At 41.3% G+C, this 25,090-nt stretch carries 25 protein-coding genes; 9 read left to right on the top strand and 16 right to left on the bottom strand.

Annotated features, from left to right (window positions below; all coding sequences use genetic code 11):
* Positions 1–83: 83 nt before the first annotated feature.
* The 7 genes from QPX86_RS18830 to QPX86_RS18800 all read right to left on the bottom strand — a co-directional run bounded on the left by QPX86_RS18830 (position 84) and on the right by QPX86_RS18800 (position 6,926).
* A complete protein-coding gene (locus QPX86_RS18830) occupies positions 84–833 on the bottom strand; it encodes a hypothetical protein (RefSeq protein WP_285163550.1) in 750 nt (249 codons plus the stop codon).
* A gap of 141 nt (positions 834–974) precedes the next feature.
* The gene (locus tag QPX86_RS18825) at positions 975–2,546 is read right to left on the bottom strand and encodes a DNA primase family protein (protein ID WP_285163549.1); all 1,572 of its coding nucleotides are present in this window, start codon (positions 2,544–2,546) and stop codon (positions 975–977) included.
* On the bottom strand, positions 2,543–3,556 hold the full coding sequence (locus QPX86_RS18820; protein ID WP_285163548.1) for a primase-helicase zinc-binding domain-containing protein: 1,014 nt from the start codon (positions 3,554–3,556) through the stop codon (positions 2,543–2,545). The genes QPX86_RS18825 and QPX86_RS18820 overlap by 4 nt, the downstream gene beginning before the upstream one ends.
* A gap of 2 nt (positions 3,557–3,558) precedes the next feature.
* Complete coding sequence (locus QPX86_RS18815) at positions 3,559–3,777, bottom strand: helix-turn-helix transcriptional regulator (protein WP_285163547.1); 219 nt, start codon at positions 3,775–3,777, stop codon at positions 3,559–3,561.
* 308 nt (positions 3,778–4,085) lie between these two features.
* Positions 4,086–4,622, bottom strand: a complete 537-nt coding sequence (locus QPX86_RS18810; RefSeq protein WP_285163546.1) for a hypothetical protein — start codon at positions 4,620–4,622, stop codon at positions 4,086–4,088.
* 21 nt (positions 4,623–4,643) lie between these two features.
* The gene (locus QPX86_RS18805; protein ID WP_285163544.1) at positions 4,644–5,873 is read right to left on the bottom strand and encodes a tyrosine-type recombinase/integrase; all 1,230 of its coding nucleotides are present in this window, start codon (positions 5,871–5,873) and stop codon (positions 4,644–4,646) included.
* A 189-nt stretch (positions 5,874–6,062) separates the two neighbouring features.
* Positions 6,063–6,926: a YicC/YloC family endoribonuclease gene (locus QPX86_RS18800; RefSeq protein ID WP_211030011.1), complete on the bottom strand. Its 864-nt coding sequence runs from the start codon at positions 6,924–6,926 to the stop codon at positions 6,063–6,065.
* 305 nt (positions 6,927–7,231) lie between these two features.
* Here QPX86_RS18800 and lgt point away from each other — a divergent pair, with 305 nt between their 5' ends.
* Positions 7,232–8,014 carry a prolipoprotein diacylglyceryl transferase gene (gene lgt / locus QPX86_RS18795; protein WP_119968207.1) on the top strand — a complete coding sequence of 261 codons (783 nt, stop codon included), beginning with the start codon at positions 7,232–7,234 and terminating at the stop codon, positions 8,012–8,014.
* An 82-nt stretch (positions 8,015–8,096) separates the two neighbouring features.
* On the opposite strand, the gene QPX86_RS18790 is transcribed toward lgt, so the two are convergent.
* A complete protein-coding gene (locus tag QPX86_RS18790; protein WP_285163537.1) occupies positions 8,097–9,092 on the bottom strand; it encodes a 2-dehydropantoate 2-reductase in 996 nt (331 codons plus the stop codon).
* Positions 9,093–9,322: 230 nt separating this feature from the next.
* On the opposite strand from QPX86_RS18790, the gene rph reads away from it, so the two are divergent.
* A complete protein-coding gene (rph, locus tag QPX86_RS18785; protein WP_055025233.1) occupies positions 9,323–10,036 on the top strand; it encodes a ribonuclease PH in 714 nt (237 codons plus the stop codon).
* Between the two features lie 106 nt (positions 10,037–10,142).
* On the top strand, positions 10,143–10,784 hold the full coding sequence (pyrE, locus tag QPX86_RS18780) for an orotate phosphoribosyltransferase (RefSeq protein WP_065110096.1): 642 nt from the start codon (positions 10,143–10,145) through the stop codon (positions 10,782–10,784).
* Between the two features lie 85 nt (positions 10,785–10,869).
* On the opposite strand, the gene folE is transcribed toward pyrE, so the two are convergent.
* From folE to coaBC, 6 genes are all read right to left on the bottom strand, one after another.
* Positions 10,870–11,523, bottom strand: a complete 654-nt coding sequence (gene folE, locus QPX86_RS18775) for a GTP cyclohydrolase I FolE (protein WP_285163524.1) — start codon at positions 11,521–11,523, stop codon at positions 10,870–10,872.
* A gap of 206 nt (positions 11,524–11,729) precedes the next feature.
* Complete coding sequence (locus QPX86_RS18770) at positions 11,730–13,655, bottom strand: alpha/beta hydrolase family protein (RefSeq protein WP_285163522.1); 1,926 nt, start codon at positions 13,653–13,655, stop codon at positions 11,730–11,732.
* 103 nt (positions 13,656–13,758) lie between these two features.
* Positions 13,759–14,544 (bottom strand): tetratricopeptide repeat protein, encoded by a 786-nt coding sequence (locus tag QPX86_RS18765; protein WP_285163520.1) that lies wholly within the window; start codon positions 14,542–14,544, stop codon positions 13,759–13,761.
* Positions 14,545–14,663: 119 nt separating this feature from the next.
* Positions 14,664–15,257 carry a nucleoid occlusion factor SlmA gene (gene slmA, locus QPX86_RS18760; protein ID WP_220753644.1) on the bottom strand — a complete coding sequence of 198 codons (594 nt, stop codon included), beginning with the start codon at positions 15,255–15,257 and terminating at the stop codon, positions 14,664–14,666.
* A gap of 34 nt (positions 15,258–15,291) precedes the next feature.
* Positions 15,292–15,750, bottom strand: a complete 459-nt coding sequence (gene dut, locus QPX86_RS18755) for a dUTP diphosphatase (protein WP_220753643.1) — start codon at positions 15,748–15,750, stop codon at positions 15,292–15,294.
* Positions 15,747–16,940, bottom strand: a complete 1,194-nt coding sequence (coaBC, locus tag QPX86_RS18750) for a bifunctional phosphopantothenoylcysteine decarboxylase/phosphopantothenate--cysteine ligase CoaBC (RefSeq protein WP_220753642.1) — start codon at positions 16,938–16,940, stop codon at positions 15,747–15,749. Before coaBC ends, dut begins: the two co-directional genes overlap by 4 nt.
* A gap of 172 nt (positions 16,941–17,112) precedes the next feature.
* On the opposite strand from coaBC, the gene radC reads away from it, so the two are divergent.
* The 5 genes from radC to QPX86_RS18725 all read left to right on the top strand — a co-directional run bounded on the left by radC (position 17,113) and on the right by QPX86_RS18725 (position 20,749).
* Entirely contained in the window at positions 17,113–17,790 is a 678-nt protein-coding gene (radC, locus tag QPX86_RS18745) for a RadC family protein (protein WP_285163518.1), read from the top strand.
* A gap of 122 nt (positions 17,791–17,912) precedes the next feature.
* Positions 17,913–18,149, top strand: a complete 237-nt coding sequence (gene rpmB / locus QPX86_RS18740; protein ID WP_055025225.1) for a 50S ribosomal protein L28 — start codon at positions 17,913–17,915, stop codon at positions 18,147–18,149.
* A gap of 6 nt (positions 18,150–18,155) precedes the next feature.
* A complete protein-coding gene (rpmG, locus tag QPX86_RS18735; protein ID WP_011494790.1) occupies positions 18,156–18,329 on the top strand; it encodes a 50S ribosomal protein L33 in 174 nt (57 codons plus the stop codon).
* 456 nt (positions 18,330–18,785) lie between these two features.
* Positions 18,786–20,111: an amino-acid N-acetyltransferase gene (gene argA / locus QPX86_RS18730; protein ID WP_285163509.1), complete on the top strand. Its 1,326-nt coding sequence runs from the start codon at positions 18,786–18,788 to the stop codon at positions 20,109–20,111.
* A gap of 116 nt (positions 20,112–20,227) precedes the next feature.
* Complete coding sequence (locus QPX86_RS18725; protein ID WP_285163507.1) at positions 20,228–20,749, top strand: PH domain-containing protein; 522 nt, start codon at positions 20,228–20,230, stop codon at positions 20,747–20,749.
* An 18-nt stretch (positions 20,750–20,767) separates the two neighbouring features.
* Here QPX86_RS18725 and rarD read toward each other — a convergent pair whose 3' ends face one another.
* Positions 20,768–21,664: an EamA family transporter RarD gene (gene rarD, locus QPX86_RS18720; RefSeq protein WP_220753639.1), complete on the bottom strand. Its 897-nt coding sequence runs from the start codon at positions 21,662–21,664 to the stop codon at positions 20,768–20,770.
* A 191-nt stretch (positions 21,665–21,855) separates the two neighbouring features.
* Positions 21,856–22,320: a thioesterase family protein gene (locus QPX86_RS18715; protein WP_220753638.1), complete on the bottom strand. Its 465-nt coding sequence runs from the start codon at positions 22,318–22,320 to the stop codon at positions 21,856–21,858.
* Positions 22,321–22,510: 190 nt separating this feature from the next.
* On the opposite strand from QPX86_RS18715, the gene recQ reads away from it, so the two are divergent.
* On the top strand, positions 22,511–24,391 hold the full coding sequence (gene recQ, locus QPX86_RS18710; RefSeq protein WP_285163503.1) for a DNA helicase RecQ: 1,881 nt from the start codon (positions 22,511–22,513) through the stop codon (positions 24,389–24,391).
* Positions 24,392–25,090 lie beyond the last annotated feature (699 nt).

Raw genomic sequence — 25,090 nt, 5'->3', positions numbered from 1 at the left:
CATTTCTTGTTTAACGCCATTAAAATTTTTTAGGAAAAGTGGCTGCTTAGTGGTAGCTTTGATTACCACTAAGCTTAGGGATATTATTGGTTATAAGGAAACTGAATAATTCCACTACTTCCCATATTTTGAATATCCTTAACCATGTCGCTGATTAAGCTCTGTTCTCCCTGATGTGATTGTTTCTCAAGAGCATCTGCTTGTAATTTCCGCAGCCTAATCTCTTGTTCGTATTTCTTCTCTTTAAATATTGATAACCTATGGCTTTCTATTTGCTGTTGGATTCTAAGTAAGTGTGTCTCGGCGTTTACCAACCGTCTATCATTAGCCGTAAGCAGTTCAGATAAACCTTCAAGACTATCAGGTGCTGAACGAATGGTATTTTCAATGTTATTAATATCCATTTTTATTTGATGGCGATATTCGAGGCATTCAAAGTAAAGCGCCTGTAAAGCGAATAACTCCTGTTCACGTTGCAAGTCTTTTACAGCATCTAAATATTCAGGATTAATATAGCGAGAATATAATCCATGGGTCCGAGCATTTTGGTTACCCAGAGGTGCCCCACCAAGAGTATGCTCAGTGAGTTGTTTTGTATTTACTTGCCCGTTCCCAAACGATTTTGAATGTATTAATGATTGATATTCTGGATTAATTTCTATTTGCGCTGCTGCATATTCTTCTGCGCATTGCGCAGTGAGGTATCTCCTTGCTGTGTTATAGTTAATATGTTCCCTTTTACAAAAATCTTTAACGGTTAGCCCTGTCTTTAAGTATTCATCTGCCCATTTAGCTTTAGTTTTTGTCCAATTAATTTTTATTCTTTTGACCATAATGCTCTCTCGAAAACACTAAATAGTGACGTAAGTTATGTTGATTTATTAGAAGTAGGATTTAGTCCCTACAATCCCACCACTCCCGACAATGCTATGGTGTTAGCGGGACAGGAGAGGTAGGGCTTCAATGTTGGGCACCTATTGCATCCACTCTGGCAGTGAATTAGCATTTGCGTAGGCTGTAACGCCCTTGAAGGTTGATTTACCATTAACTTTACTTCGCGTAATGTTTCCAAACCTTTTAGCTGCTATTTCCAGTGAAGAACTAAATGTCCTCTGGGTTATACGAGTTTCATAATTATAGAACTCACAATATTTCAGGTAAGCGTGAAACAGGTAATTGCGTGGCGATGGTGGATGTTTGGAGCTGGGAAAGCCTCCAACTTGGCACCTTGCTTCATCTGAATAATGGAGGTCTTTAGCAAAACCAGTCATAGGATCTGAATCAATCAGAACATCTCTAGCATCTTCACCATTGGTCGCATCCATAAGGATTTTTCTAACTGCATTTTTTCCTCCAATCTCAAGAGTCCATGCTGTTAGGTATTGAATGATGGCCGGTATCTCATTTTTTAATTTTGAAATGAAATTAGGATCTCGTCTATCTTTTGGAACAACTTGTCCTAAGTGTAAAAGGACCCTACGACGCGCAATCGCACCGCCGTGATCTGTAAAGCGCATTGGACTGTTATTTACGGCAAGTACAATCGCTCTGATATGTGCTGAAAATGAAGGCCCGTATAATCTTCTACAGGAGACAGGATCACCACCTGTTATTTTTTTCAGGCCAGAGCCTTCACCTTGATAAGTTTCCATATCTGGCAGATACAGGAGCGCAGCGTTTAGAATATCTACACGACGTTCCGGTGTTTCTAGGTCTTTGGCTTCAATAGTTTTTACACTTGATTGCCCCACCAGCAAACTAACCATTGCAGCAAATGTACTTTTACTTGTTCCCCCAGGACCAACTATTTCAACGAATAGTTGCCAGTCATACTTCCTAAGTAAAACCATGACAAGTATTGCTTTAATAATTCGAACTCTATCCTCTGAACGCTGCGATAATATGGTTTGATCGTAACTTCCGCTAATAAAGTTAATATAGTCCATGAATGTAGGGCAAAAATTAGTGCTTCCATCAGTAGCAATATAATCAACACCGGTACTGTATCTAGCGTAAATATTTTTAATTGAACAGGGAGTAAACACTCCGTTAGATGGATTTAACATGCCATTTTTAAAAATGATATAACCGGTATCTTGCTTTGGCATCTCCTCTAAAGTGTATTGGAGCATACCAGCTACAGAGCTGACTTTTGCAGTGTTGAATCCTTCCTTCCCTAAATGTCGTTTTAGCTCTTCGAAAGTGATTTTATCAAGGCTCTTTGCTTGCGTTCCGTACTGTACCCAAAAGCCAACAGAGTCATCCCAGTAATATATTTCTGACTCCTCACTGCTGATCGCGTATTTGCCTTTTAGCTCTTTGGCTATAAAAGAGGCGATCTTACTGTCCCTGTCCGACGTCGATATCATTGAGTGGGATTCAGGTGGCATTAGCTTGGGATTAGCATCGAATAACATATCTTCACTTTCACTTTTATTACAGTTAGTTATGCTATCACCAGTGGGAGTGGTGGGGTTGTAGTTAGTTAAATGTGGTAATCCATCGCTTTGTTGGCCAAATTCATTTTCATTAGGTGGCTGTTTCATAGGTATAGCGCCTGCAAAGTGAATTTGTCACCATAAAGTGCACAATAGTCATTCCAGTCGGTATACATTTTTTTGCCTGAGTAATTTAACTTCAACATCTCTTCAGTACTAAATGATGGTATTTTCATTCTAGAATTTGTTAACATTGCTGCCATTTCTGCATACTTTCGGCCTGCAGGGTCGTCATCTCCAGCAATAGATAAAGTAGCCTCATGAAATTCATATTGTGCTGATAACGCGACTGTTGATAAGTTGTTTGCTGTAAAAGCAATAATAACTGGTTCACCACTTAGCTGATGTATTGTTGCACCTGTTGCGAATCCTTCTGCAATCCAAATATGCTTTGCTGATGTTAGGTCACCAAGTATCAATTGTCCGCCTTTTCTCAAACCACCAGCTAGTCCTTGTTTCGTCCTTAGGTGGATAAACTCTAGGCTAATTAGGTTATGTTTATAATCTCTTACGGGAAGAACTAAAGTGTTAGGCGGAAAAGATGCTTTACCATTTTTCACAGTGGTAATTAACTGTCTTGCTCCATTAGGATAAATGCCTTTCAGTCTTAAATAGATGTGCTCTGGGTCTGCTGGAATTGAGTTTTCCCAGATTGCAGTTGCTTGGTTAGCTGCTGCAATGCGTCGTTTGCGTAATTTTGAAGCTTCATTATCCCTGGTCATAATATCGTTTCTCGAATATGAGTTTATTTCAGTTGTTGTTGGCAGACTTGTATCGATTCTTAGTATTTGAGCTACTTTTCTGGCGGACTCATACAGCGGAATACCGTTAAACTTACTTACTAAGTCCAAGCCATCGCCTGCTACACGACCTTCACATTGTCTACAGTGCCAAGTTCCTTCCTCCAGTTTGTTGTCAAAGTGAAACCGGTCCTGACCACCACATATAGGGCATGGCCCATGTTTGCCTGAATGCGGAACATATATGCCTAGGTTTAAGAGAATTGAACGCCATTGCCCATTTGCGGAATTCACTACGTTTTTAATATATCCAGACACAATTAAACCTCACTATTTCTATCAGCAGACACTTCATCAATCCAGGCCATGACTTCAGAGAGTCGCCACGCAACTGTTCTTTCACCTAAATGTATGCGTTGAGGAAATTTACCTAGACGCTCAAGTTGCCAGCGGCGTTGGCGAGATAATGTTGTACGGTGAGCGCATTCTTTTTCGCGAATTAATCTATCTATTTCTAACTTCGTTTGGTGGGGTGACATATGTCCTCCGGTTGTTGTGTTTAACTTACGGAGGGGATAATGGCTTATTTGATATTGGCAGCGGGAGCTCATGTACATCAGCTCCTTTTTTCAATCGTTGCTTGTTGTCTAGTAGGTTTACAAGGAGAAGTGTGATTTTTTATCACTAATTAATTACTAAGCTATTAGCATTTTGTTTAGCCGATGGTTGGCGTAGGGCTTATAGCTAAATTGAGGAATAAGTAAAAATGGCTTTTAGTTATAAAAAGCCATAAATACAATTTATTGATTGTTGCTCATAGTTCGTCGAATCGTTGTAGCTAAGATTTTTAAGTCGTTTCGTTTTGGGGGATTACGAGATTGTATTGAAGTTTTTGGTCTTTTTTTATATCAAGATCGATTTGAATTCCAGGTATCCAGTTTTTACTCATTGTATTTTCAGAAGGAAGGTTTTTGTAACCAAGTTCACCTAAGTAAAGGGTGATTTTTTCTGCCAAACTTTTTGCTGTTGCTTGTGGGTACTTCTCCAGGGTTAATTGAGCTATTTGAATAGCTAATTTTTTTAGCTGATGTTCATTTAACTTGCCTGTAGTGGATGAGCTTTTTACTCTTCTCTTATTTTTATGGTAATAATGCGCCATAAGTTTCTGATAGTAATCGATGTCCTTTTGAGTATTACTTTGTGTCTTTAGTGCTGTTTGGAGAGTCTCAAGGTGCATTAGTCTTTCCTTTTCAATTATCCCCCATATTAGTTCTGCAGCATCTGATTTACCGCTAAATTCCATCTCATCAAGTTCTTTATGGAGATGATATTCAGCACCATCAATATCCTTTAGGCTTTGTGGGGAGAACTTTCTTTTTGTCATTTTTATTAATGCCTTAATTCATCATTTCTGGTTAACAATTGGGGATATGAGATGTGAAAGCTTATTCAATGCATCTCTTCTTTCTTCTAGATAATCATGGCGGTTATAGATCCCCTCTACGCCCTTAAGTTTATGGTTGAGGCATCGCTCTGCAATATGGCTTGAGACACCAAGGTAGGCTAATAAACTTCGGCAGGTACGTCGTAAATCATGCACAACGAAGTGATTGACACCTTGCTCTTCAAAGTGATTCTTGGTCGGCTGCTTTTTGCTATCTACTTTTTTGCCGAACAGTTTAGCTAAAGCATGATTTAACGTATCGTCAGAAATGTAGCCACGCCTGACGCTTGCGCGACGTGAAGGGAAGACGTAGATTGACCCAGCAGATCTAACTTTAAGTTCGTTTAGCCACTCTATGACATCTGCAGGCAAAGGGATTGATATTGCGATGCCTGTTTTACTGCGCTCTGAGGGTAAGTGCCAAACCTCATTATCAAAATCGATTTCTTGCCACTGTGCAGCGATTAATTCACCCTTTCGTACGCCAAGAGTTATCAAGAGTGCACAAGCTAAATAGTTATCTCTGGTGAACGTATGTGCTTGAGAACGCAGTACAGTAAACATACGGCTGATTTCATCTAGATCTAAGGCCCTGTCTCTACTTTTTTCTGCGCCACCAGCATCGGACATGGTAAAAGCTAAGGCTGGATTATTTTCAACTACCCCCAATTTTGCAGCATGCCGGAATAGTTGCTTTGTATACATCAGCGTATCATTAGCTGTTGCTGGTCGGTTGCTTTCAATCACTTTGTGGATGATCGATCTAACCTGAAGAGCTGTGACATCTTTAAGTCTTAGTTCACCGATAAATGGTGCGATTTCTTTGGTATAAATGCGGTGCGGGATCTCAGGGTGTTTAAGTCTCTTGTTGATATCAGTCTTAAACCAATCATTAAATAGCTGGTGGACGGTTACTATCTCTTCCTGTAGCGCATTCTTTTTTTCTAGTGCTGGATCTTTTCCATGTTTGACATCTCTGAGTAGTAATACTGCATCATGCTTCGCGTCAGCGATGGATAAGTGAGGATAGCTATCGAGTAAGGTAAACCATTTACGTTTGTTATTAATCGTGTAACGGACTTGCCAGCTACAAGTGCCACTTGTCGATAACCGAAAGTATAATCCTCCGCCAATAGCTGTTCGACCAGGGACGCCATCTTTGATTATTTTGTTTAATTGCTTATTGTTCATAGCTGCACCTTTTAGTGGTACCAAGAATGAAGAATAACAAGTGTTTTAGAATTCTCATTCAAAATGGTACCACTCTTGGTACCAGTTGGTAGATGACAGTGTGATACATTAATTTACTGTAGGCAACAAAAAAGCCCCAAAATAGGGGCTTTATCATATTTATTGAACGTTGTTTAACTAGGTTTTACATTATTCCACGTTTTGGATCTGCTCACGCATTTGCTCAATCAATACTTTAAGTTCTACCGCTGCGGCGGTGACTTCTGCGCTGATTGATTTAGACGCTAGAGTGTTAGATTCGCGGTTAAACTCTTGCATCATGAAGTCTAAGCGTCGGCCTTGTGCGCCACCTTTTTTGAGGATTAAACGCGTTTCAGCAACGTGTGCGTCAAGGCGATCCATCTCTTCTGCGACATCCATCTTTTGTGCAAGTAGCACCATTTCTTGTTCCATACGGGCTGGATCAAGTTCGCCAGTGATTTCGGCTAAGCGGTTGGTTAGCTTGTCACGTTGCCATTGCATAACCGCTGGCATGTGTTCGCGCACGATTGCCACTTGCTCAACAATTTGGTCTAGGCGAGTTTGCAACATAGTGTTGATGGCTTCACCTTCACGGCCACGGGCTTCGATAAATTGCGCTACTGCGCCATCAAAAGCGACCAGCAGGTCTTTGTTGATATCGCCCATGTCTTGCTCTGCGCCCGACATCACACCAGGCCAGCGTAGTATGTCTGCTAAGTTAAGCTCACCGTGGCTAGATTCTTTCTTTAACCAATCTGCAGCGTTCAGCAGTTGTTTGGCTAAGTCTTGATTTAGGCGCATTTCACTGCTGCCAGACTCTGATAATTCGTAACGTAGGTTTACTTCTACTTTGCCGCGGTTTAAGCGCTTACGCAGGCGGTCACGTAATACGGGTTCAAGGCTACGCATTTGCTCTGGTAAACGTAGGTAAGTTTCCAAGTAACGTTGATTGACTGAGCGGAGTTCCCAAGAGGCAGTGCCCCATTCGGCTTTGTGCTCAATGCGAGCGTAGGCGGTCATACTTTGGATCATGTTTGAACCCTAATTAAGTTAGCGGCAATTGTATTGTGTCGATTATAGTCTGCTAGCAGTGAAGGTCAAAGTATACAAAAGCTTATGGACTAGGTTTTACATTAATATGCAACTTACGCCGACTTTTTAGGTCATATTGGCTACATATGTGCGGGCGAATGGATTTATCAAGGCTGCTTGTTACTGGTAATTAACGTGTTGTTGGCAATGAGCATCGAATTACACGATTGAATTGTTTATAGTAAGCCTACATCTGCTGCTTGTGCCTAAAAGGTTTAGCTGTTTTATTATTTTGGAGTAGTCAATTGGACCATTTTGTGTGGAATCTCGACCCTGTGTTAATTTCGTTTATGGGTCTTAAAGTACATTGGTATGGTGCCTTGTTTGCCTTGGCCATTGCCAGTGGGTTTCAGGTAATGAAGCGCATGTATAAAAAAGAAGGCTTAGATGTCGAGTCGCTCGATAATCTACTGATGTACTGTGTGATAGGGATTATTGTTGGCGCACGTTTAGCACACTGCTTTTTTTACGATCCAAGTTACTACTTTGCCAACCCGATGAAGATTTTAGCCATTTGGGAAGGCGGTTTAGCCAGCCATGGCGGCGGGTTAGGGGCGATTTTAGCGCTGTATTATTACAAGCGTAAAACCGATATGCCGTTTTTGTTTTTGCTCGACAGATTAGCGATTGCGACCGCGATATTTGGCTTCTTTGTGCGTATGGCCAATTTTGCCAATTCAGAAATATTAGGCTTACCGACCACTAAGCCTTGGGGCATTATTTTTGAGCGTGTGGATATGCTACCGCGTCACCCTGCGCAGCTATACGAAGCGATTAGCTACCTAGTTATCTTTATTTCGCTTTATGCGGTGTACAAGTTTACTAACTTAAAAGAGAAGCACGGCGTAATTTTTGGCTTGTTCTTGTGCAGTGTGTTCAGCGCCCGCTGGGCCATCGAAATGGTCAAGGTTAAGCAAGCAGCTTATGCCACTGAGTGGACCATGAGTGCAGGGCAGTTATTGAGTATTCCATTTTTAGTGGTAGGCGTAGCCTTATTGATATTACCGTTTGTGAGAAAGCAAAAGTAAACGCTAGATTGGTTTAATATTAACTGATAACAGGCCGTGACTTGATAAAGTCGCGGCCTTTTTTTGCTCTAATTAAGACTGGTTAAAGTAGTGTGTGAATGTCGACCTTCTGGCCTTGTTCTAGCTTGCTAACCGCTGTGACGATGGCGGCATTAACGGGTGTCGCAACCTGATGTTGTTGCCCAAGTTTAACCACGGCTTGGTTTAAGTATTCTATTTCGGTTTTGCGATTAGCTTGTATATCTTCCCACATGGAAGAGCGCGCCTCGGGGTCGATATCGAGCATTTGTCTGGCCAGTAAGGTAAACAGGAAGTCGGGAAGAGATAATATTAGCGGCAACCATTGCGGCTTAACTTTGGTGAATTGCGCTAAAGGTAAGTGAGCTTTTTTACACACGTTTAGCCACTCTTTCATCGCAAGGCTTAATAGTTTGCGAGTCGGTGCTTGGCTAAGCTGCTGCTTAATGGGCACGTCAGTAATCGCATTAAGTGCGTTATTGAGATTCAGCAGTAATTTGCCATAAATGATTGGCGCCATATCATCGACCAAGGTGCAGCTTAAACCATTAGAAATCATTGCTTGATGAACTGTCTGCGTATGGGGCGTGTTGGCAAATATGAATTCGCCTTCGGTGCCTTTATGAAAGGTGGCAAGTTCTTTTTGCAGCACGTTAAACGGCGTTATGCCTTGGATGACGAATCTTGATTGCTCTGGGTATTTAGATAATGCCTGTGTTATCTCATCAAAACTGCCTAGACCGTTTTGCATTAATACTATGGTGCTTTGCTTATGAGTTAGTTGCAGTAGTTGCTCAGTAATATTACTCAGCTGGTGGCATTTTAAGGTGACAAAAATTAGGTCGAATGTTGGTGTGTTGGCTTCAATTTCGGTAATAAGGGCTGTCGGCATCACTTTTTGATGCAAACCTTGGTAACTGGTGAGGGTGATGCCTTGGTTATCAATAATGCTGTGCTTAATTCGCTCGCGGCAAATGAGGCTCACATTCTGCTTTGCCATCAGTAGTTCGCCTGCGAGGTAGCAGCCTGTAGATCCTGCTCCAAATATGGCAATGTTCATTATTTTCCTTAACCTTTGCACCGAATCCTAACCCAGTGTGCCTTTTTGTTAATAAAAATCCAATAAGGGTTTTGTTTAGCGTGGCATCCGTGCAAACAAGTCACTATAATGTGCAGCCAAATATGCACGAAATTAAACTGCATAAGCTTAGATTCAAATATTAGATGCTGAGTCTAGATTCAAATATTAGATACAGAATTTGTCATCGATTCCACAAATAGGAAATTCATATGCGCCCAAGCGACAGAACACCTGCACAATCTCGTCCAGTTACGATTACTCGTCAATTTACAGCTCATGCTGAAGGTTCGGTGTTGGTTGAATTTGGTGACACTAAAGTTTTATGTACTGCAAGCTTTGAAGAAGGCGTACCGCGTTTTCTTAAAGGCCAAGGCCAAGGTTGGGTAACTGCTGAATACGGTATGTTACCGCGTTCGACTCATAGCCGTATGCAACGTGAAGCTGCCCGTGGCAAGCAATCTGGCCGTACTCAAGAAATCCAACGCTTAATCGGCCGTTCATTACGTGCAGCTGTTGATATGAAAGCACTTGGCGAAAACACTATCGTTATCGATTGTGACGTGATTCAAGCTGATGGCGGCACACGTACTGCTGCGATTACTGGTGCTTGTGTTGCATTAGTTGATGCGCTGAACTGGGCTCGTGGAAAAGGTATTTTAAAAACTAACCCACTTAAGTTCTTAATTGCTGCTGTTAGTGTTGGTATCTATAAAGGTGAGCCAATCTGCGATTTAGAATATATCGAAGATAGCGCTGCTGAAACCGACATGAACGTTGTGATGACTGAAACTGGCAAGATGATTGAAATCCAAGGCACTGCCGAAGGTGAGCCGTTCAGCCACGAAGAGTTATTAAGCTTACTTGAGCTTGCTAAACATGGTATTCGCGAAATCGTGGATACGCAAAAAGCAGCATTAAGCTAAAACGTATTTGATTAAGGGGCTCTGTTAATAAGAGCCCCTTTTTTTAAGCTTTATTTAGGCTTAGTCGTCATTAAATAAAAACAGATAACAGTGTTAAGGAGATAATGTGAAAGCATATCAACGTGAGTTTATTGAATTCGCTCTTGAGCGTCAGGTATTACGCTTTGGTGAGTTCACCTTAAAATCAGGCCGTACTAGCCCTTACTTTTTTAATGCGGGTTTATTTAATACGGGTCGTGATTTAGCACGTTTAGGTCGTTTTTATGCTGCTGCATTGGTTGATTCTGGTATTGACTACGATTTAGTGTTTGGTCCGGCTTACAAAGGTATCCCTATTGCGACAACGACTGTTGTAGCGCTTTGCGATCACCATGATAAAGATGTGCCTTACTGCTTTAACCGTAAAGAGAAAAAAGATCACGGTGAAGGTGGCTCATTAGTGGGTAGCGAGCTGGCGGGCAAAGTGATGCTAGTGGATGACGTGATTACCGCAGGTACTGCTATTCGCGAGTCGATGGAAATCATCGCAGCCCACGATGCAAGCTTAGCAGGTGTGTTAATCGCACTTGATAGACAAGAAAAAGGCAAGGGCGAGTTATCAGCGATTCAAGAAGTTGAACGTGACTTTGGCTGCGCTATCGTATCTATTATTAAGCTAGGTGATTTAATTAATTACTTATCTGAAAAACCAGGAATGGAAAAAGAGCTAGCGTCAGTGAGCGCTTACCGTGAGCAATACGGTATTTAATCCATCTTCGTTAAAAGTAAAAGCCAGACTTAATGTCTGGCTTTTTTGTGTTTGTTTTTCAGTGAGCAGGGTTAATGATTGCTAACTAACACTTAGACTGGTGTAAAAACTCAGCACGGGTGGCTGGGTTTGATTTAAAAATCCCGCCTAATGCCGTGGTGGTGGTTGAGCTGGTGGAGTCCATCACGCCGCGAGATTTAACGCAGTAATGCACCGCATCCATCTTAACGGCCACATCTTTGGTTTCAAGCAAGGTTTGCAATGCAACTAAGACTTGCTGGGTCAGCCTTTCTTGTACTTGTGGGCGCTGGGCAAAAAAGCGCACGATGCGGTTTATTTTTGATAAACCGATAATTTTAGTGCGAGGCAAATAGGCGACAGTGGCATAGCCATCAATGGTGACTAAGTGATGCTCACAGGTGCTGGTTAAGCTTATGTCTTGCACACGCACCATTTCATCAACGCCCATCTTATTGTCGATGACAGTGATTTTAGGGAAGTTCTCATAATCAAGCCCTGAGAAAATCTCATCAACATACATTTTAGCAATGCGGCGAGGCGTATCCATTAAGCTGTCATCTGATAAGTCTAACGCCATTAAGGTTAAGACTTCTTTCATGTGATGCTCAATTTTTTGCTTACGCTCTTCTGGAGTATGAGTTTGCGGCAGCATTGGGGTTTCGAGCCCTTGCTCAGTCAGTGCTGTTTTGACCTGTAATGCAGCTTCACTTAATGCCATCTTATCCTCCAACCACAGGGGTAGTGCGTTTTACTGAGTGTATGTTAAAAATCGCCTTGTTGCTGATGCAGCAAATTAACTTGTGCTTCATGCGTCGCAATCATAAGGGACGGGGATAATAGCGTGATTTGAGTCAAATTAATATTATTGAAATAAAAAAGCCGACCTTTTTAGTCAAGTATCGGCTTTAGCGTAGGGTTGTGAAATTACAGCTTGAGGTTTTCTTTTAGGAACTTCAGTGACAAATTGAAATATTCTTCACGACTTTCAGGTACATAAAAACCATGTCCAGCTTTGTCCCATACATGTTGCTCATATGGATAGTTTGCTTTATCTAAAGCATCAGTCATGGCTTCAAATTGCTCCATAGAAGCTCGAACGTCTTCTTCACCATGTAATAATAAAATCTTAGCTTTCAATTTATCAACATTATGGCTTGGTGACATTGCTTTGAGTTGCGCTTTATCACTACCTAAAACCGTATCTAAGAATGCTCCACCTGAGTACGATTCTGGAATATCGCCACTATCAAATAATTCCTCTAAATCGTATACGCCAGCAGTACCAATGGCACATTTATACATGTCAGGTTCAATTGTTGGTGCCATTAAAGAAGAATACCCGCCAAAACTACCACCTGAGATACAAATTCTTTCTTTGTCGGCTAGACCTTGTTCAATGATGAACTTTGTTCCATCAATAATATCGTATTGGATTTTTGTTCCCCAAGCTCGATAACCATTTTCTTCAAATTGCTTCCCATAACCACCTGAACCAGTGAAATTAACTTGTAAAACGGCGATACCATTTTGAGCAAGTAATTGGTTTTCGGAGTTGAACGCCCAATAATCTCTTGGTCCATGCGGCCCACCATGTGGGTTAACTACAAATGGCATGTTTTTGTGTGCAATGTCTTTAGGTAGAGTTAAGTAACCGTGAATTTTAGCTCCATAGCGATTAGTAAACTCAATAGGTTTTACCTCTGACATATGGCTTGGGTCTAACCAACTCTTTTCAGAGAAAAGGTATTTTATTTTTTTATTTTCAGTATCGAAGAGGTAGTAGTCCCCTGGGTTTTTGTCATTCATGGCTTTAACAACCATTTTGCCACCATCAAGAGTTTCACTCACAATGCGAACTCGATGATCAGGTATTGCCGTCATTAATTGATTTAAGAATTTAGCTTTTGAGCTATCTTTATCAATAAATTCATATTCAGGGTAACCATTCTCAAACTCAACAGCATAAAGCAGCTTTGTTTGATCATCGATATAGATTTCTGATGGATCTACTACCGGGTGTTGAATTATCTTTTCACGCTCGCCAGAAGGCAGTTTGATTTTATAAATTGCTCTTGTTTGCTTGTTTTCAATAGCTGAAGCATAAATTGACTTACCATCTTCAGAAAATGAAAGCGGATAAAACTCTTCTAGCCCTTCTATAAAGCTTTCTGCAGAAACCCATTTATCCAGTTCTTTATCAAAATAGTAAACTTGATGGTTATTTTTATTATCGCTGGCAAAGCTAAATCGGATATTTTTATCGTGGTCGGCAAGAAAGTTTGCATTACTTATAGGAGCGACCGTTAGCTTTTTACGCTTACCATTGTATACATTGACTTCGTAAACAGAGGTTGCAGCATAATTAGTGCCAGTCCATGGATATACCATCACTAAAATTTTCTTTTTATCTTCAGGTAAAGTGTCTAGGACATATCCCGATGCTCTAAAGCCTTCTTTATACCCAAAAATGTATTCCGAGCGACTACCATCTGCATTTACTGCAAGCATTTCTCCGCGGTAAGAAGAGGTTTCAAAACGGACTCGTTTATACGTTTTTTGAACCACAATACGATCAGCATTTACCCAGTGATAGTTTCCGACCTCACCCTTACCTTTAAAGTTAACAATATAAGTTGGTTTTAGGGTTTCTAATTCAACAATGATGAGTGTGCGTTTATCACTTTCTTTATCGATAACAACACCGGAGAGGTACTCACCTTCTGGTGAAATTTTTATTTCGGTAAACTCAGCAGATGCGCTGAATTCTTTTATTGTATTTTTGGGAGCAGCAGTAGCTGTATTGAGTTGTGATAAACAAATCAATAAATAGCTTAGAATGATAAGCCTCATAAATCGTCCTTGATGTTGCGTTTTTGTTATGTGTTCAATGGCATTCTAAGTTTAAATTTGGATTATGCAATACTTAAGTCGTAATTGGAGAAGAATTATTTTCTTACCAACCCAACAGGAAAAAGTCGCGTATTCTTTCTCGATTGGCTTCTACTCCACAAGAAATCACCTCAGCACATGAACGGCCTGGAATGCTAGTCCCAGTGCCTCTTGCTGCATTAGGATATGTTGATTCAAAATATGATATTTGAATTTTGAAGACCTCATTCAGAGTGGGTGCAGTAACACTTATTGTTTCCATTTCATCAGTAGGTGTTTGTACCGACTGGAGATTCAGGGGAGCTGACTCAAAGATAGGAGTGAAATTCTTATCATCTTTATTTATAGCAATAAATTTCACTGTATCAGGGTATTTATTATCATAAGATTTTGTTAAATACTCACTTGCTTTTTCGATATCTTTATCGACTAATTTTCCCTCAAGGTATACTAATCCCAAGAGGTGTGTCGCAGCATTTAAGTTATTTTTACTGGCTTTCTCAAGGTATTTTATTCCTCGTTCAATATCCTGATATTTACCTTCTTTCAAGTAAATGACTCCAGCTTTGAATTGTGCATGGCCAGAGTTGTATTTAGCTGCTTTTCTATACCACTTTAATGCTCTCTCTGTATTTTGCTGTGTTCCGTATCCTTGATAATAAAACTCAGCTAAAACGTACATTGCATCGACATATCCTTGCTTAGAAAAGCTTTTGTATCGTACAAAGTTATTGTGACATTCTTGCGTATCACATGCATTGACGAGACTTTTGGAAGTTGTTTGTATTAATGCAGTTGAAGGTAAAGGGATAAATACTAAAATGATAAATATAAATGATAGATGTTTCATGACAGTTCCTTGTTATGTATTGCCTATGAAGGCCGTTCCTTGTTTAAGCATAAAAAAAGCGTACATCATGTACGCTTCTAAATTAGAAAAATTAACTATAGAACATATTCAAAGCAATGCTAGCTACGCAGCAATTGCTGTTGCACAAACTGCCATTGCTCGTCAAAGTGCTCGGTAGGTTTTTGTTTAAATTCACTACGAACAAATTGGGCGATTCTGCCTTCGGCGATAGCTAATAATAAGTTAGCTAAAATGGCTTCATCTAAATTAAAACCATGGCCTTCACGTAAGGTTTTTTCACGTAGTATTTGCTTGATTTGGGTTTCTATTTTGGCAAATAACCCGCTGATGCGGCTACGTAAACGCTCATTTTCACCTAATAACGCATCGCCATTTAAAACACGTGATATTCCAGGGTTACGCTCAGAAAAGACCAATAACAGCTGCAATACTAATTCGCAGCGTTTCATGGTGTCTTTTTCTTCATCCATGATGATGTTTAATCTAGATAAAATCGCATCTTCGATGAACTCGATTAAGCCTTCGAACATTCTAGCTTTACTTGGGAAGTGACGATAAAGCGCCGCTTCAGAAACACCAACTTCCGCTGCCAATTTAGCAGTGGTAATACGTTGGCCAGGGCTGGTTTCCAGCATGTGCGCAAGGCATTGTAAAATATGCTCACGACGATTTATTTTGGGGCTAGCCGCCATTTGTTATTCCTAGGCTTGTGACTACTTGTAAAGGCTACTTGGTACCTGAGTGACCAAATCCGCCTTCACCACGATCTGAGGTATCAAACTCATCGACTAAGGTAAATTGTGCTTGTACGACAGGGACAAATACCAGCTGAGCTAGTCTGTCACCGATTTCTAATGTGAATGGTTTATCGCTGCGGTTCCAACAAGACACCATTAACGGCCCTTGATAGTCAGAATCAATCAATCCAACTAAGTTACCTAATACAATACCGTGCTTATGGCCTAAGCCTGAACGCGGCAAAATCACGGCTGCAAGACTTGGGTCAGCAACGTGCACTGCAATCCCTGTAGGGATTAATACAGTTTTACCTGGCTCAATGACCATTGTGGTGTCGATCATTGCGCGTAGGTCCATTCCAGCACTGCCTGGTGTGGCATAGCTTGGTAATGGGAACTCAGCGCCAATGCGAGAGTCGAGTAACTTCAGTTCTACAGGTGTTTTCATGATGTTTTTATTTTGGTCGCTATTAGAGTAAGTAATTGTTTTGCAAGCGTCAGTTTATCGGTTGCAGGCAGTTGTTGACTACCATCTTGCCAAAAAACATGTAATGCATTGGCATCGGCATTAAAGCCAAGGCCAGCGATTGATACGTCGTTAGCGGCAATTAAGTCCAACTTTTTACGTTCAAGCTTTCCGCGGGCATATTCTTCTACGTTATCGGTCTCAGCGGCAAAACCTACAGTAAAAGGTCGTTTAGTCAGGGCAGAAACGCTGGCTAAGATATCAGGGTTACGTACAAGGGCAAGCTGCATATTTTCTGACGACTTTTTAATTTTTGACTCAGCAACTTCGGCAATTCGATAATCCGCTACAGCAGCGCAGCCAATGAAGATATCTTGGTTATCGACATTATCCATTACCGCATTAAGCATGTCTTGCGCTGATTCTACATCAATTCTGTTTACGCCTTGTGGCGTCGCTAAGTTAACAGGACCTGTGACTAAGGTGACTTCGGCGCCCATTTGAGTTGCTGCCGCTGCTAAAGCAAAGCCCATTTTACCTGAGCTATGGTTAGAGATATAACGCACGGGATCAATCGCTTCGCGCGTTGGGCCTGCAGTTAACAGTAGTTTTTGGCCTGTTAACGGTTTAGGGCCAAAGAATTGCACCAGCTGCTCAGCAATGACTAATGGCTCTTGCATACGACCTGGGCCGACTTCGCCACAGGCTTGGTCGCCACTCGCCGGCCCCCACACTGTAATGCCTTTGCGGGCTACATTGGCGAGGTTTTCTTGAGTGGCTTGATTGCGGTACATCTGCTGGTTCATCGCAGGGCAGATGATCACAGGTGCTTCAGTGGCTAAACAGGTGGTGGTTAATAGCTCATCTGCCATGCCTGCATTAATGCGGGCAATAAGGTTGGCGGTGGCAGGTGCCACGATAACCACATCCGCCCATCTTGCAAGCTCGATGTGTCCCATTGCTGCTTCTGCTGCTGGATCAAGTAAATCGGAGGCGACAGGGTGGCCTGACAAGGCTTGAATGGTCAGGGGAGTAATAAATTCCATCGCGCTTTGGCTCATGACCACACGAACATCTGCGCCGCGTTCTTTAAGACGACGAATTAAGTCAGCGCTTTTATACGCTGCAATACCGCCACCAATTCCTAAAAGGACTTTTTTATTTGTCAGCATGTTTGGCTCAATCCTGCTATTCGCTTTATTGCCGCTACGATATCACAATCCACTTAAATGGGGATGATCCGAAATTAAAAATTTAGACCATACTCTGTAGTTGCAAATGGCCATATCAGGTCACAAGGATGTATTAATTAGCAATATATAGGCAATAAACAAGGGAGTGTTTATGGCAATTAAAGATTGGCCTGACGGCGAAGGACCAAGAGATAAATTATTAAAGCATGGCGCAGGGCATTTATCTGATGCAGAACTATTAGCGGTTTTATTACGCAATGGATTAGCAGGGCACAATGCGGTGGATTTGGCCCGTGGGATGATCAGCAAATTTGGCGGTTTAAGACCATTATTTGCAGCGCCTAAATCTCAGGTGTGTCAATTGGCGGGTATTGGACCGGTAAAATATGCCCAATTACAGGCTGCATCGGAGATTTCGAAGCGAATTTTTCAAGAAAACATGCATCGAGGACAAATTTTAATAAATCCTGATTTAACTCGGGACTATTTAATGAGACAATTAGCAGACCGATCCTATGAAGTGTTCGCATTATTATTGTTGGATAGCCAACATAGAGTGATTCAGTTTGTAGAATTATTCCGCGGAACGATTAATTCGGCATCAGTTTATCCACGTGAAGTGGTGACACTAGTGCTGGAGAAAAAGGCTGCGGCAGTCATAGTGTGTCACAATCACCCGTCTGGCATTGCAGAGCCAAGTCAGGCAGATCGGCAAATTACTGACAGATTAAAAAAAGCCCTTTCAACCATCGATGTTTCCCTTTTGGATCATATGGTTGTAGGCGATCAGGAGATAGTTTCCTTCGCTGAACGCGGATGGTTATTATAAACAATACTTGATCTTAGTTTTGTTATCGTGTATAAAATGCGCCCTCTTTGTGCCTCGGGCGACGGCCACACGAGGCACATAAATGCTCGAGCGTTTTAAAATTGTTTTTGGAGAAGATTGACATGTCAAGAGTATGCCAAGTAACTGGCAAGAAGCCTATGGTTGGTAACAACCGTTCGCACGCTAAAAATTCGACTCGTCGTCGTTTTTTACCTAACCTACAAAACCACCGTTTTTGGTTAGAAGAAGAAAAACGCTTCGTGCAACTACGTGTATCTACTAAAGGTATCCGTATCATCGACAAAAAAGGTATTGAAGTTGTAGTTAAAGAACTTCGTGCCCGCGGCGAGAAGGTATAATAGAAAATGGCTAAATCTAAAGGTAATCGTGAGAAGATCAAATTAGTATCTAGTGCTAAAACTGGTCACTTCTACACTACTGAAAAAAATAAGCGTAACATGCCTGAAAAAATGGAAATCAAGAAATTTGATCCAGTTATTCGTCAGCACGTTATGTACAAAGAAGCTAAAATCAAGTAATTGATTTTGTTCTTTTGAAAAGCCCCTTTATTGGGGCTTTTTTTTGGCCTTTTTTTAGTATTCGCTGACAATAATGATTACATTTATCGCTCCTACCTTTTAGCAATAAATCTTTACAGTTACACAGCTTATAAATTGGCTTATTCATTAAATCTGTCATATTTGGCCACTAGGCTGTCACATATTGTATTTTTGCTTATGTCTTCGCATACTTTTCAATGTTGTTGGGTTTTACTGTGAGTTTCACTAAGTAATTGTCACTGCAATAATTTATTGGAATGTCACTCTTGGGTGGTTTTGATACCATTTTTGAATAGTTAAATACTAAAAAGCCATAAAAAACCCAATAAAAGCCTTTTAAAGTGAATTTAAATGCAATAATATTGATTAATTATATTAACCTTGTTGTTCGCAACGAGACTTAATACCGATATATTTATTTGTGTAGGGGTTAATGTGCCTTTAAGAACCACAGAGCTTGTTGATGGTTTTCGTCATTCAGCACCGTATGTCAATGTACATAGGGGAAAAACCTTCGTTGTCATGTTGGGCGGCGAAGCGTTATTGCATAATCAGTTTCGCGGCATTTTAAATGATGTTGCCCTGTTGCATTCGCTTGGTATCAAAGTGGTACTGGTGTATGGCGCGAGGCCGCAGATTGATGTAGCGCTTCATGACGCAAACATTGAACCTAGTTATCACAATGGCGTGCGTGTTACTGATGAAGACTCACTAAAGGTCATTAAACAAGTAGCAGGTGCAGTCCAGTTTGATATTACCGCTCGGTTGTCGATGAGCCTTGGTAATACGCCAATGCAAAATGCACAAATCAACTTAGTCAGTGGCAACTTTGTCATTGCTCAGCCGCTTGGTATTGATGATGGTGTAGATTTTTGTCTGACGGGTAAAGTGCGTCGTATTGATACCCAAGGGCTTGAGCGTCAGTTAAACAATAACTGTATTGTATTGATGGGGCCTATGGCTGTCTCAGTGACTGGTGAGTGCTTTAACTTAACTGCGGAAGAGGTTGCCACCAAAGTTGCTATAAAACTGAAAGCAGACAAAATTATTGGCTTCAGTAGCACCCACGGTATTTTAGACCAAGTGGGTGAAGTGATTGCTGAGCTTATGCCTAATGAAGCGCAAACTATTTGGGATGAGATGAACCAAGCAGACCAACCTTGTGTTGGGACGATGGCATTTTTAAAAGCCAGTATCGATGCATGCCGAAATGGGGTGCCACGTTGTCACTTAGTGAGTTATTTAGAAGATGGCACCTTGCTACAAGAGCTATTCTCCCGTGAGGGGATTGGTACTCAAATCGTTACCGAAAGCGCCGAACGTTTAAGACGCGCTAATATTGGTGACATTGGTGGGGTACTGGACTTAATACGTCCATTAGAAGAGCAAGGCATTTTAGTACGTCGCTCGCGTGAGCAGCTTGAAATGGAAATTGAGCAGTTCATGCTGATTGAACGCGATAGCCTAGTAATTGGCTGTGCGGCGCTGTATCCATTTGAAGAAGATAACGCCGGTGAATTTGCCTGCTTAGTGGTGCATCCTGATTATCGCGATGCAGATCGTGGCAGTGTGCTACTCAATAATATTATTGGTCAGGCTCGCGTGCGTGGCTACTCTCGCTTATTTGCGTTAACCACACGTAGTATTCATTGGTTTTTAGAGCATGGCTTTAATATCGTTGAAGTGGATGCCTTACCGAATGTGAAAAAGCAGTTATATAACTTCCAACGTAAATCTAAAATTCTTGCGTTAGATTTATAATCCTAAAAATTTAGCGTAATAAAATGCCACTTCATGGTCATACATGGGTGGCATTTTTGTTATGCTCGACAAATCTATCAGCTCACTATTAGCACTATTAAGCCTTTGGAAAAATGATGAATATTGAACTTGCAGGACTCTCTAGTAATGCCATGGCGAATTTTATTGGCTTGTTAATTGGCTTAGTGCTGTTAACGATACTGCTGAAAGTGAAAAAATTACCAAGTGCGGCGTTTTATTCAAGCTTAGGGATCATTATTGCGGTATTCGCTTTGTTTTCGCTGACCATGTATCAATCGAGCCAATCAAGGGTATCTGTGAGTCAGTCGGGCGCTGTTGAGGTGAATATTCCATTGTATGGTCAACATTTTGAGGCTGGTGAGGTCGATTGGCAGCAAGCTAAGGTGATAAACCTTTTAGAAGAGCCTCAATACACGCCTAGCAGGCGAACTAATGGATTGGGCCTAACAGGATACTCTTTAGGTTGGTTTACGCTTAAAAATGGCGATAAAGCCCTAGTGTCGGTGACAACTAATGAAGCTGTATTACTCGTGCCAACAAAGAGAGGATATACGTTGCTGTTATCGGTGGAAAACCCGCAAGCAACAATGAATAAGATTGCTGCTTTGCAGGAATAAGAGAGATGGGCTAGCAGTTTATGTTTGCTTGATGCGGCGTCTGCGTTGCAATGCCATATCCGCAGTAAAGATAATTAACGCACTCCAAATAAAGCCAAAGGTGATGCCTTTTTCAATATCGAAGGGTTCGTTATATAAAAAAATCGCTAATATGAACATGATACTCGGGCCAATATATTGGAAAAATCCTAACATTGACAAGGGAATACGCATCGCCGCCCCCGCAAAACATAATAGCGGCACAGTGGTAACAATACCGGCAGCGATGAGCGTTAAGTTCATCGTCATATTGTTGGTGAAGATGTTTGCTGTTGCCGTATCTAATGTCAGCAGCAAATAGCCTAAAGCTACGGGTAATAGTATCGCGGTCTCAACCAGTAAACCGGTTTTAGCATCAATGTTGACCTTTTTACGCAGTAAACCGTAAAAACCAAAAGAGCAGGCTAAAGCTAGCGATACCAATGGAATTGAGCCAAACGAGATAAGTTGAACTAACACACCAATACTTGCGAGTGCCACTGCCAGCCATTGTAGTTTCCGTAAGCGCTCAGATAAAAATACCATTCCCAGTAACACATTAAATAATGGGTTAATAAAATAGCCTAAGCTTGCATCTAGCATATGGTCGTTATTAATCGCCCAAATGAAAATAAGCCAGTTAACGGCAATCAGTACTGAGGTAACCGTTAGCACTAACAGTTGTTTGGGCTTTTTCAGCACCAATTTAAGGCGCGAAAATCCGCCAATAAACTGCATTAAAATAATGATGAAGAAAAATGACCACAGCACTCGGTGAGCCAAGGTTTCAAACGCCGAGACATCGCTGAGTAATTTAAAATAAAGAGGCGCAATTCCCCAAAGGAAATAGGCACAAATGGCAAGGGCGATGCCTTTACGGTGTTCAAGATCTTGCATGGGAACCAACTGCACGGAAATAGAGAAAGGGCGATTGTAGGTTGCTGGTGATGATCACTCAAGTTATTAGCGTAATCATTTGTTTCATTCTGATTAACTAATAAGAATTTAGCAGGTAAGGATTTAACTGGTATGTGATGAACTAGTGCAAAATTTCCCTAGTTCATCAAATTAACGCTTAGCTCAATATATTAACCAACCATATAAGTGCCAGTACCAAAAGCTAAATGTGTCCCTTGCTCGTTATGTAGCTCCATGCGACAAACTGAAACACGATTACCTGAGCGAATAACACAACCTGTGCCAGTAAATACTTCACCACGACCTGGACGTAAAAAGTCTACACGCATGTCGATAGTTCCTAAGGTGGTTAAGCGTTTTTCTAATTGCTCGATTGTCCAATCTTCTCGACTTGAGACTAACCCTGCAAATGCGGTTAATCCTCCAACCACATCCAATAAAGTAGCTGTTACGCCGCCATGGAGAATGTTTTGGTGGATGTTACCGATAAGTTCGGGTTTCATACGAATAACAACTTCAACGCCTTCGGTGTCATAGCGTTTAATTTCTAATCCCAATAGATTATGAAATGGTACATGTTTATCAAAAATTTCAGCGACTTGCTTTAGTGCGTTTAATTGAACTTCCGTTGTCATAGTTAACCTTTTTATTGTTATTTGAGGTCGAGTGGCATGGGCAAACTAGCTAGAGTATTTAATCTAACTTAATTAGCTTTATAAAATCAATGCTGCATATTTGAGCAGTTAAAGATTGCAGGCTGACATTGGGTCGAGACATATGCGTGGCAGTGCTTTAAAATGACGCTTCTTATCTTCAGCCTAAAAGATGGACAGTCCTATTTCCAGTTCAAGCTCAAGCCAAACAGTTGATCAAATCGACTTTGCACCCAACGCGACTCAACAAGAGGCGCAGGATGTGCTTGGGCATCAGTTACAACAGATATTTGGTTATCGAGACTTCCGTGAAGGGCAGCGTGAAATTATTGAGCAGACATTGAGTGGCCAAGATACTTTGGTGATCATGCCTACTGGTGGTGGCAAGAGTATGTGCTACCAACTACCAGCCTTAATTTTACCGGGTCTTACCGTAGTGGTTTCGCCGTTAATTTCATTAATGAAAGATCAAGTGGACAGCTTGACTCAATCTGGTGTCGCAGCGGCTTATTTGAATTCATCTTTGCCACGTGACGAGACCGTGTCGATTTTGCGCCGACTGCATCAAGGTGAGATTAAACTGCTTTATGTTTCACCTGAGCGATTATTAAGACCTGATTTTATTGAACGATTGCACGAGCTTCATGTGTCATTATTTGCTATTGATGAAGCGCATTGCATCAGTCAATGGGGTCATGATTTTAGACCTGAATATGCAGCGCTTGGTCAATTGAAAGAAATATTCCCGTATATTCCGCTAATGGCACTTACAGCAACGGCCGATCAGGCTACGCGAGATAGCATTTGCCAGCGTTTGAGCATTAATCCATTTTGCTTATTATCCAGTTTTGATCGACCTAATATTCGTTATACCGTGGTTGAAAAGCTCAATGCTGCGAATCAATTAAAGCAGTTTTTACAACTTCAAAAAGGCAGCAATGGCATCATTTACTGCAGTAGTCGACGACGCGTTGATGAGGTGGCTGATCGCCTGAAACTACAAGGATTCAGTGCTGCGGCGTACCATGCTGGTATGACCCAAGAAGAACGCATTGATATTCAGGATAAGTTTTTAAAAGACAAAATCGACATTGTGGTGGCGACGGTTGCTTTTGGTATGGGAATTAACAAGTCCAATGTGCGCTTTGTGGTGCATTACGATATCCCTAAAAGCGTCGAGTCTTATTACCAAGAAACGGGTCGTGCTGGCCGTGATGGGTTAGATGCTGAAGCTTATATGCTGTTTGACCCTGCTGATATCGGTCGAGTGAAGCACTTAATCGAGCAGTCAGAACCTGGGCCGCAACAAGATGTAGAGTTTCACAAAATGAATACCATGGCAGCCTTCGCTGAAGCGCAAACTTGCCGCCGTCAGGTATTGCTGCATTATTTTGATGAGAGTGCAGATAAGCCTTGCGGTAACTGCGATGTGTGTATCGACCCTCCTAAGAAATATGATGGCACTGAAGATGCTAAAAAGGTGCTTTCTTGCATCTTTAGGCTTAAGCAGTATTTTGGCGTGAATCAGGTCATTGATGTATTGCGTGGTTCAAAAGCCGCTAACGTGATGGATCGTGGCCATAATAAATTATCCACTTGGGGCATTGGCAAAGATCAGAGCCATGAGTATTGGTTATCGGTTACTCGTCAGCTGATCCATTTAGGTTTAGCAAGCCAAGACATTACCCGTGGCTCGTCAGTTAAGTTAAATGAATCTGCCAGACCAGTTTTACGGGGTGATGTTAAGTTAAAGCTGGCAGAACCGCGAATTCAATTAGTGACCACCAAGCGCCGCACCAGTTCATCTCGTGCGCCGCAGCAATATGACCGCAAACTGTTTGCTCGTCTTAAACTACTGCGCCGTGAGTTGGCTGAAGAGCACGATGTACCACCGTATTTGGTATTCAATGATGCAACCTTAGCTGAAATGTCAGCCATGGTGCCTACCAGTGCAGGTGAAATGTTGGCAGTGAATGGGGTTGGTGAGCGTAAGTTGAGTCGCTTTGGTAATGCATTTTTAGATGAAATCAGCCAATACCTGATTGAAAACTAAATTGCTCTAACTGTTGTAAATCAAAGTCATCACAGACTCTAGTTACAGCTCTTGTTGCCCAGAATCCAATACGAGTAACTAAGTTTAGTATTCACTGAGTGCTATGTCCCTAATTTCGAACAATCATCATTTCTAAATAATTCCTCTCTTTCGTTTGCAGATACTGCAATCACATTAAGCTTATTTCATATTTGATATAACAATTTTTGTTTAGTCGTTTTCAATTTTTTTATGCAAGTTTTATCCATTGAAGTGACAGTTTTCAACCACGGTAAAATTGAGTGAAAATAAATGCTTAAATCAGTGTATATCAAGCTTTACGGCACGATACATAGCTCAAATGAATTGGTTTAACTCAATTTATGAAGAGCAAACCTACAGCATTATGTTTGCCAATGGCTAAAAGATGAATAAATTGGGGTTGACACAGCAGGCTGGTCACGTTAAAAAGTGGGTATAGAAAATTTTAATTTAAGAATAATTAGTTAACTTTAATGAATATTTATAGTGGTAACATTCTCCTAGGTCTCCTTCTTCTCTTACGCAATATTTGCGCGGAGTCCTTTGTGTTACTTGCTAAATAAGTTTACTGGCATTCACAAACCCCGCGCTAACAGCCGCGGGGTTTTTTGTTTCTACAACCGATTAAATTTTTGAACAAACAAATTAAACGAACAAATACAGCTAACGAAATGGATT

Source organism: Shewanella goraebulensis (assembly GCF_030252245.1).
GTDB lineage: Bacteria > Pseudomonadota > Gammaproteobacteria > Enterobacterales > Shewanellaceae > Shewanella > Shewanella goraebulensis.
This window is presented reverse-complemented; position numbering and strand designations above follow the sequence as displayed.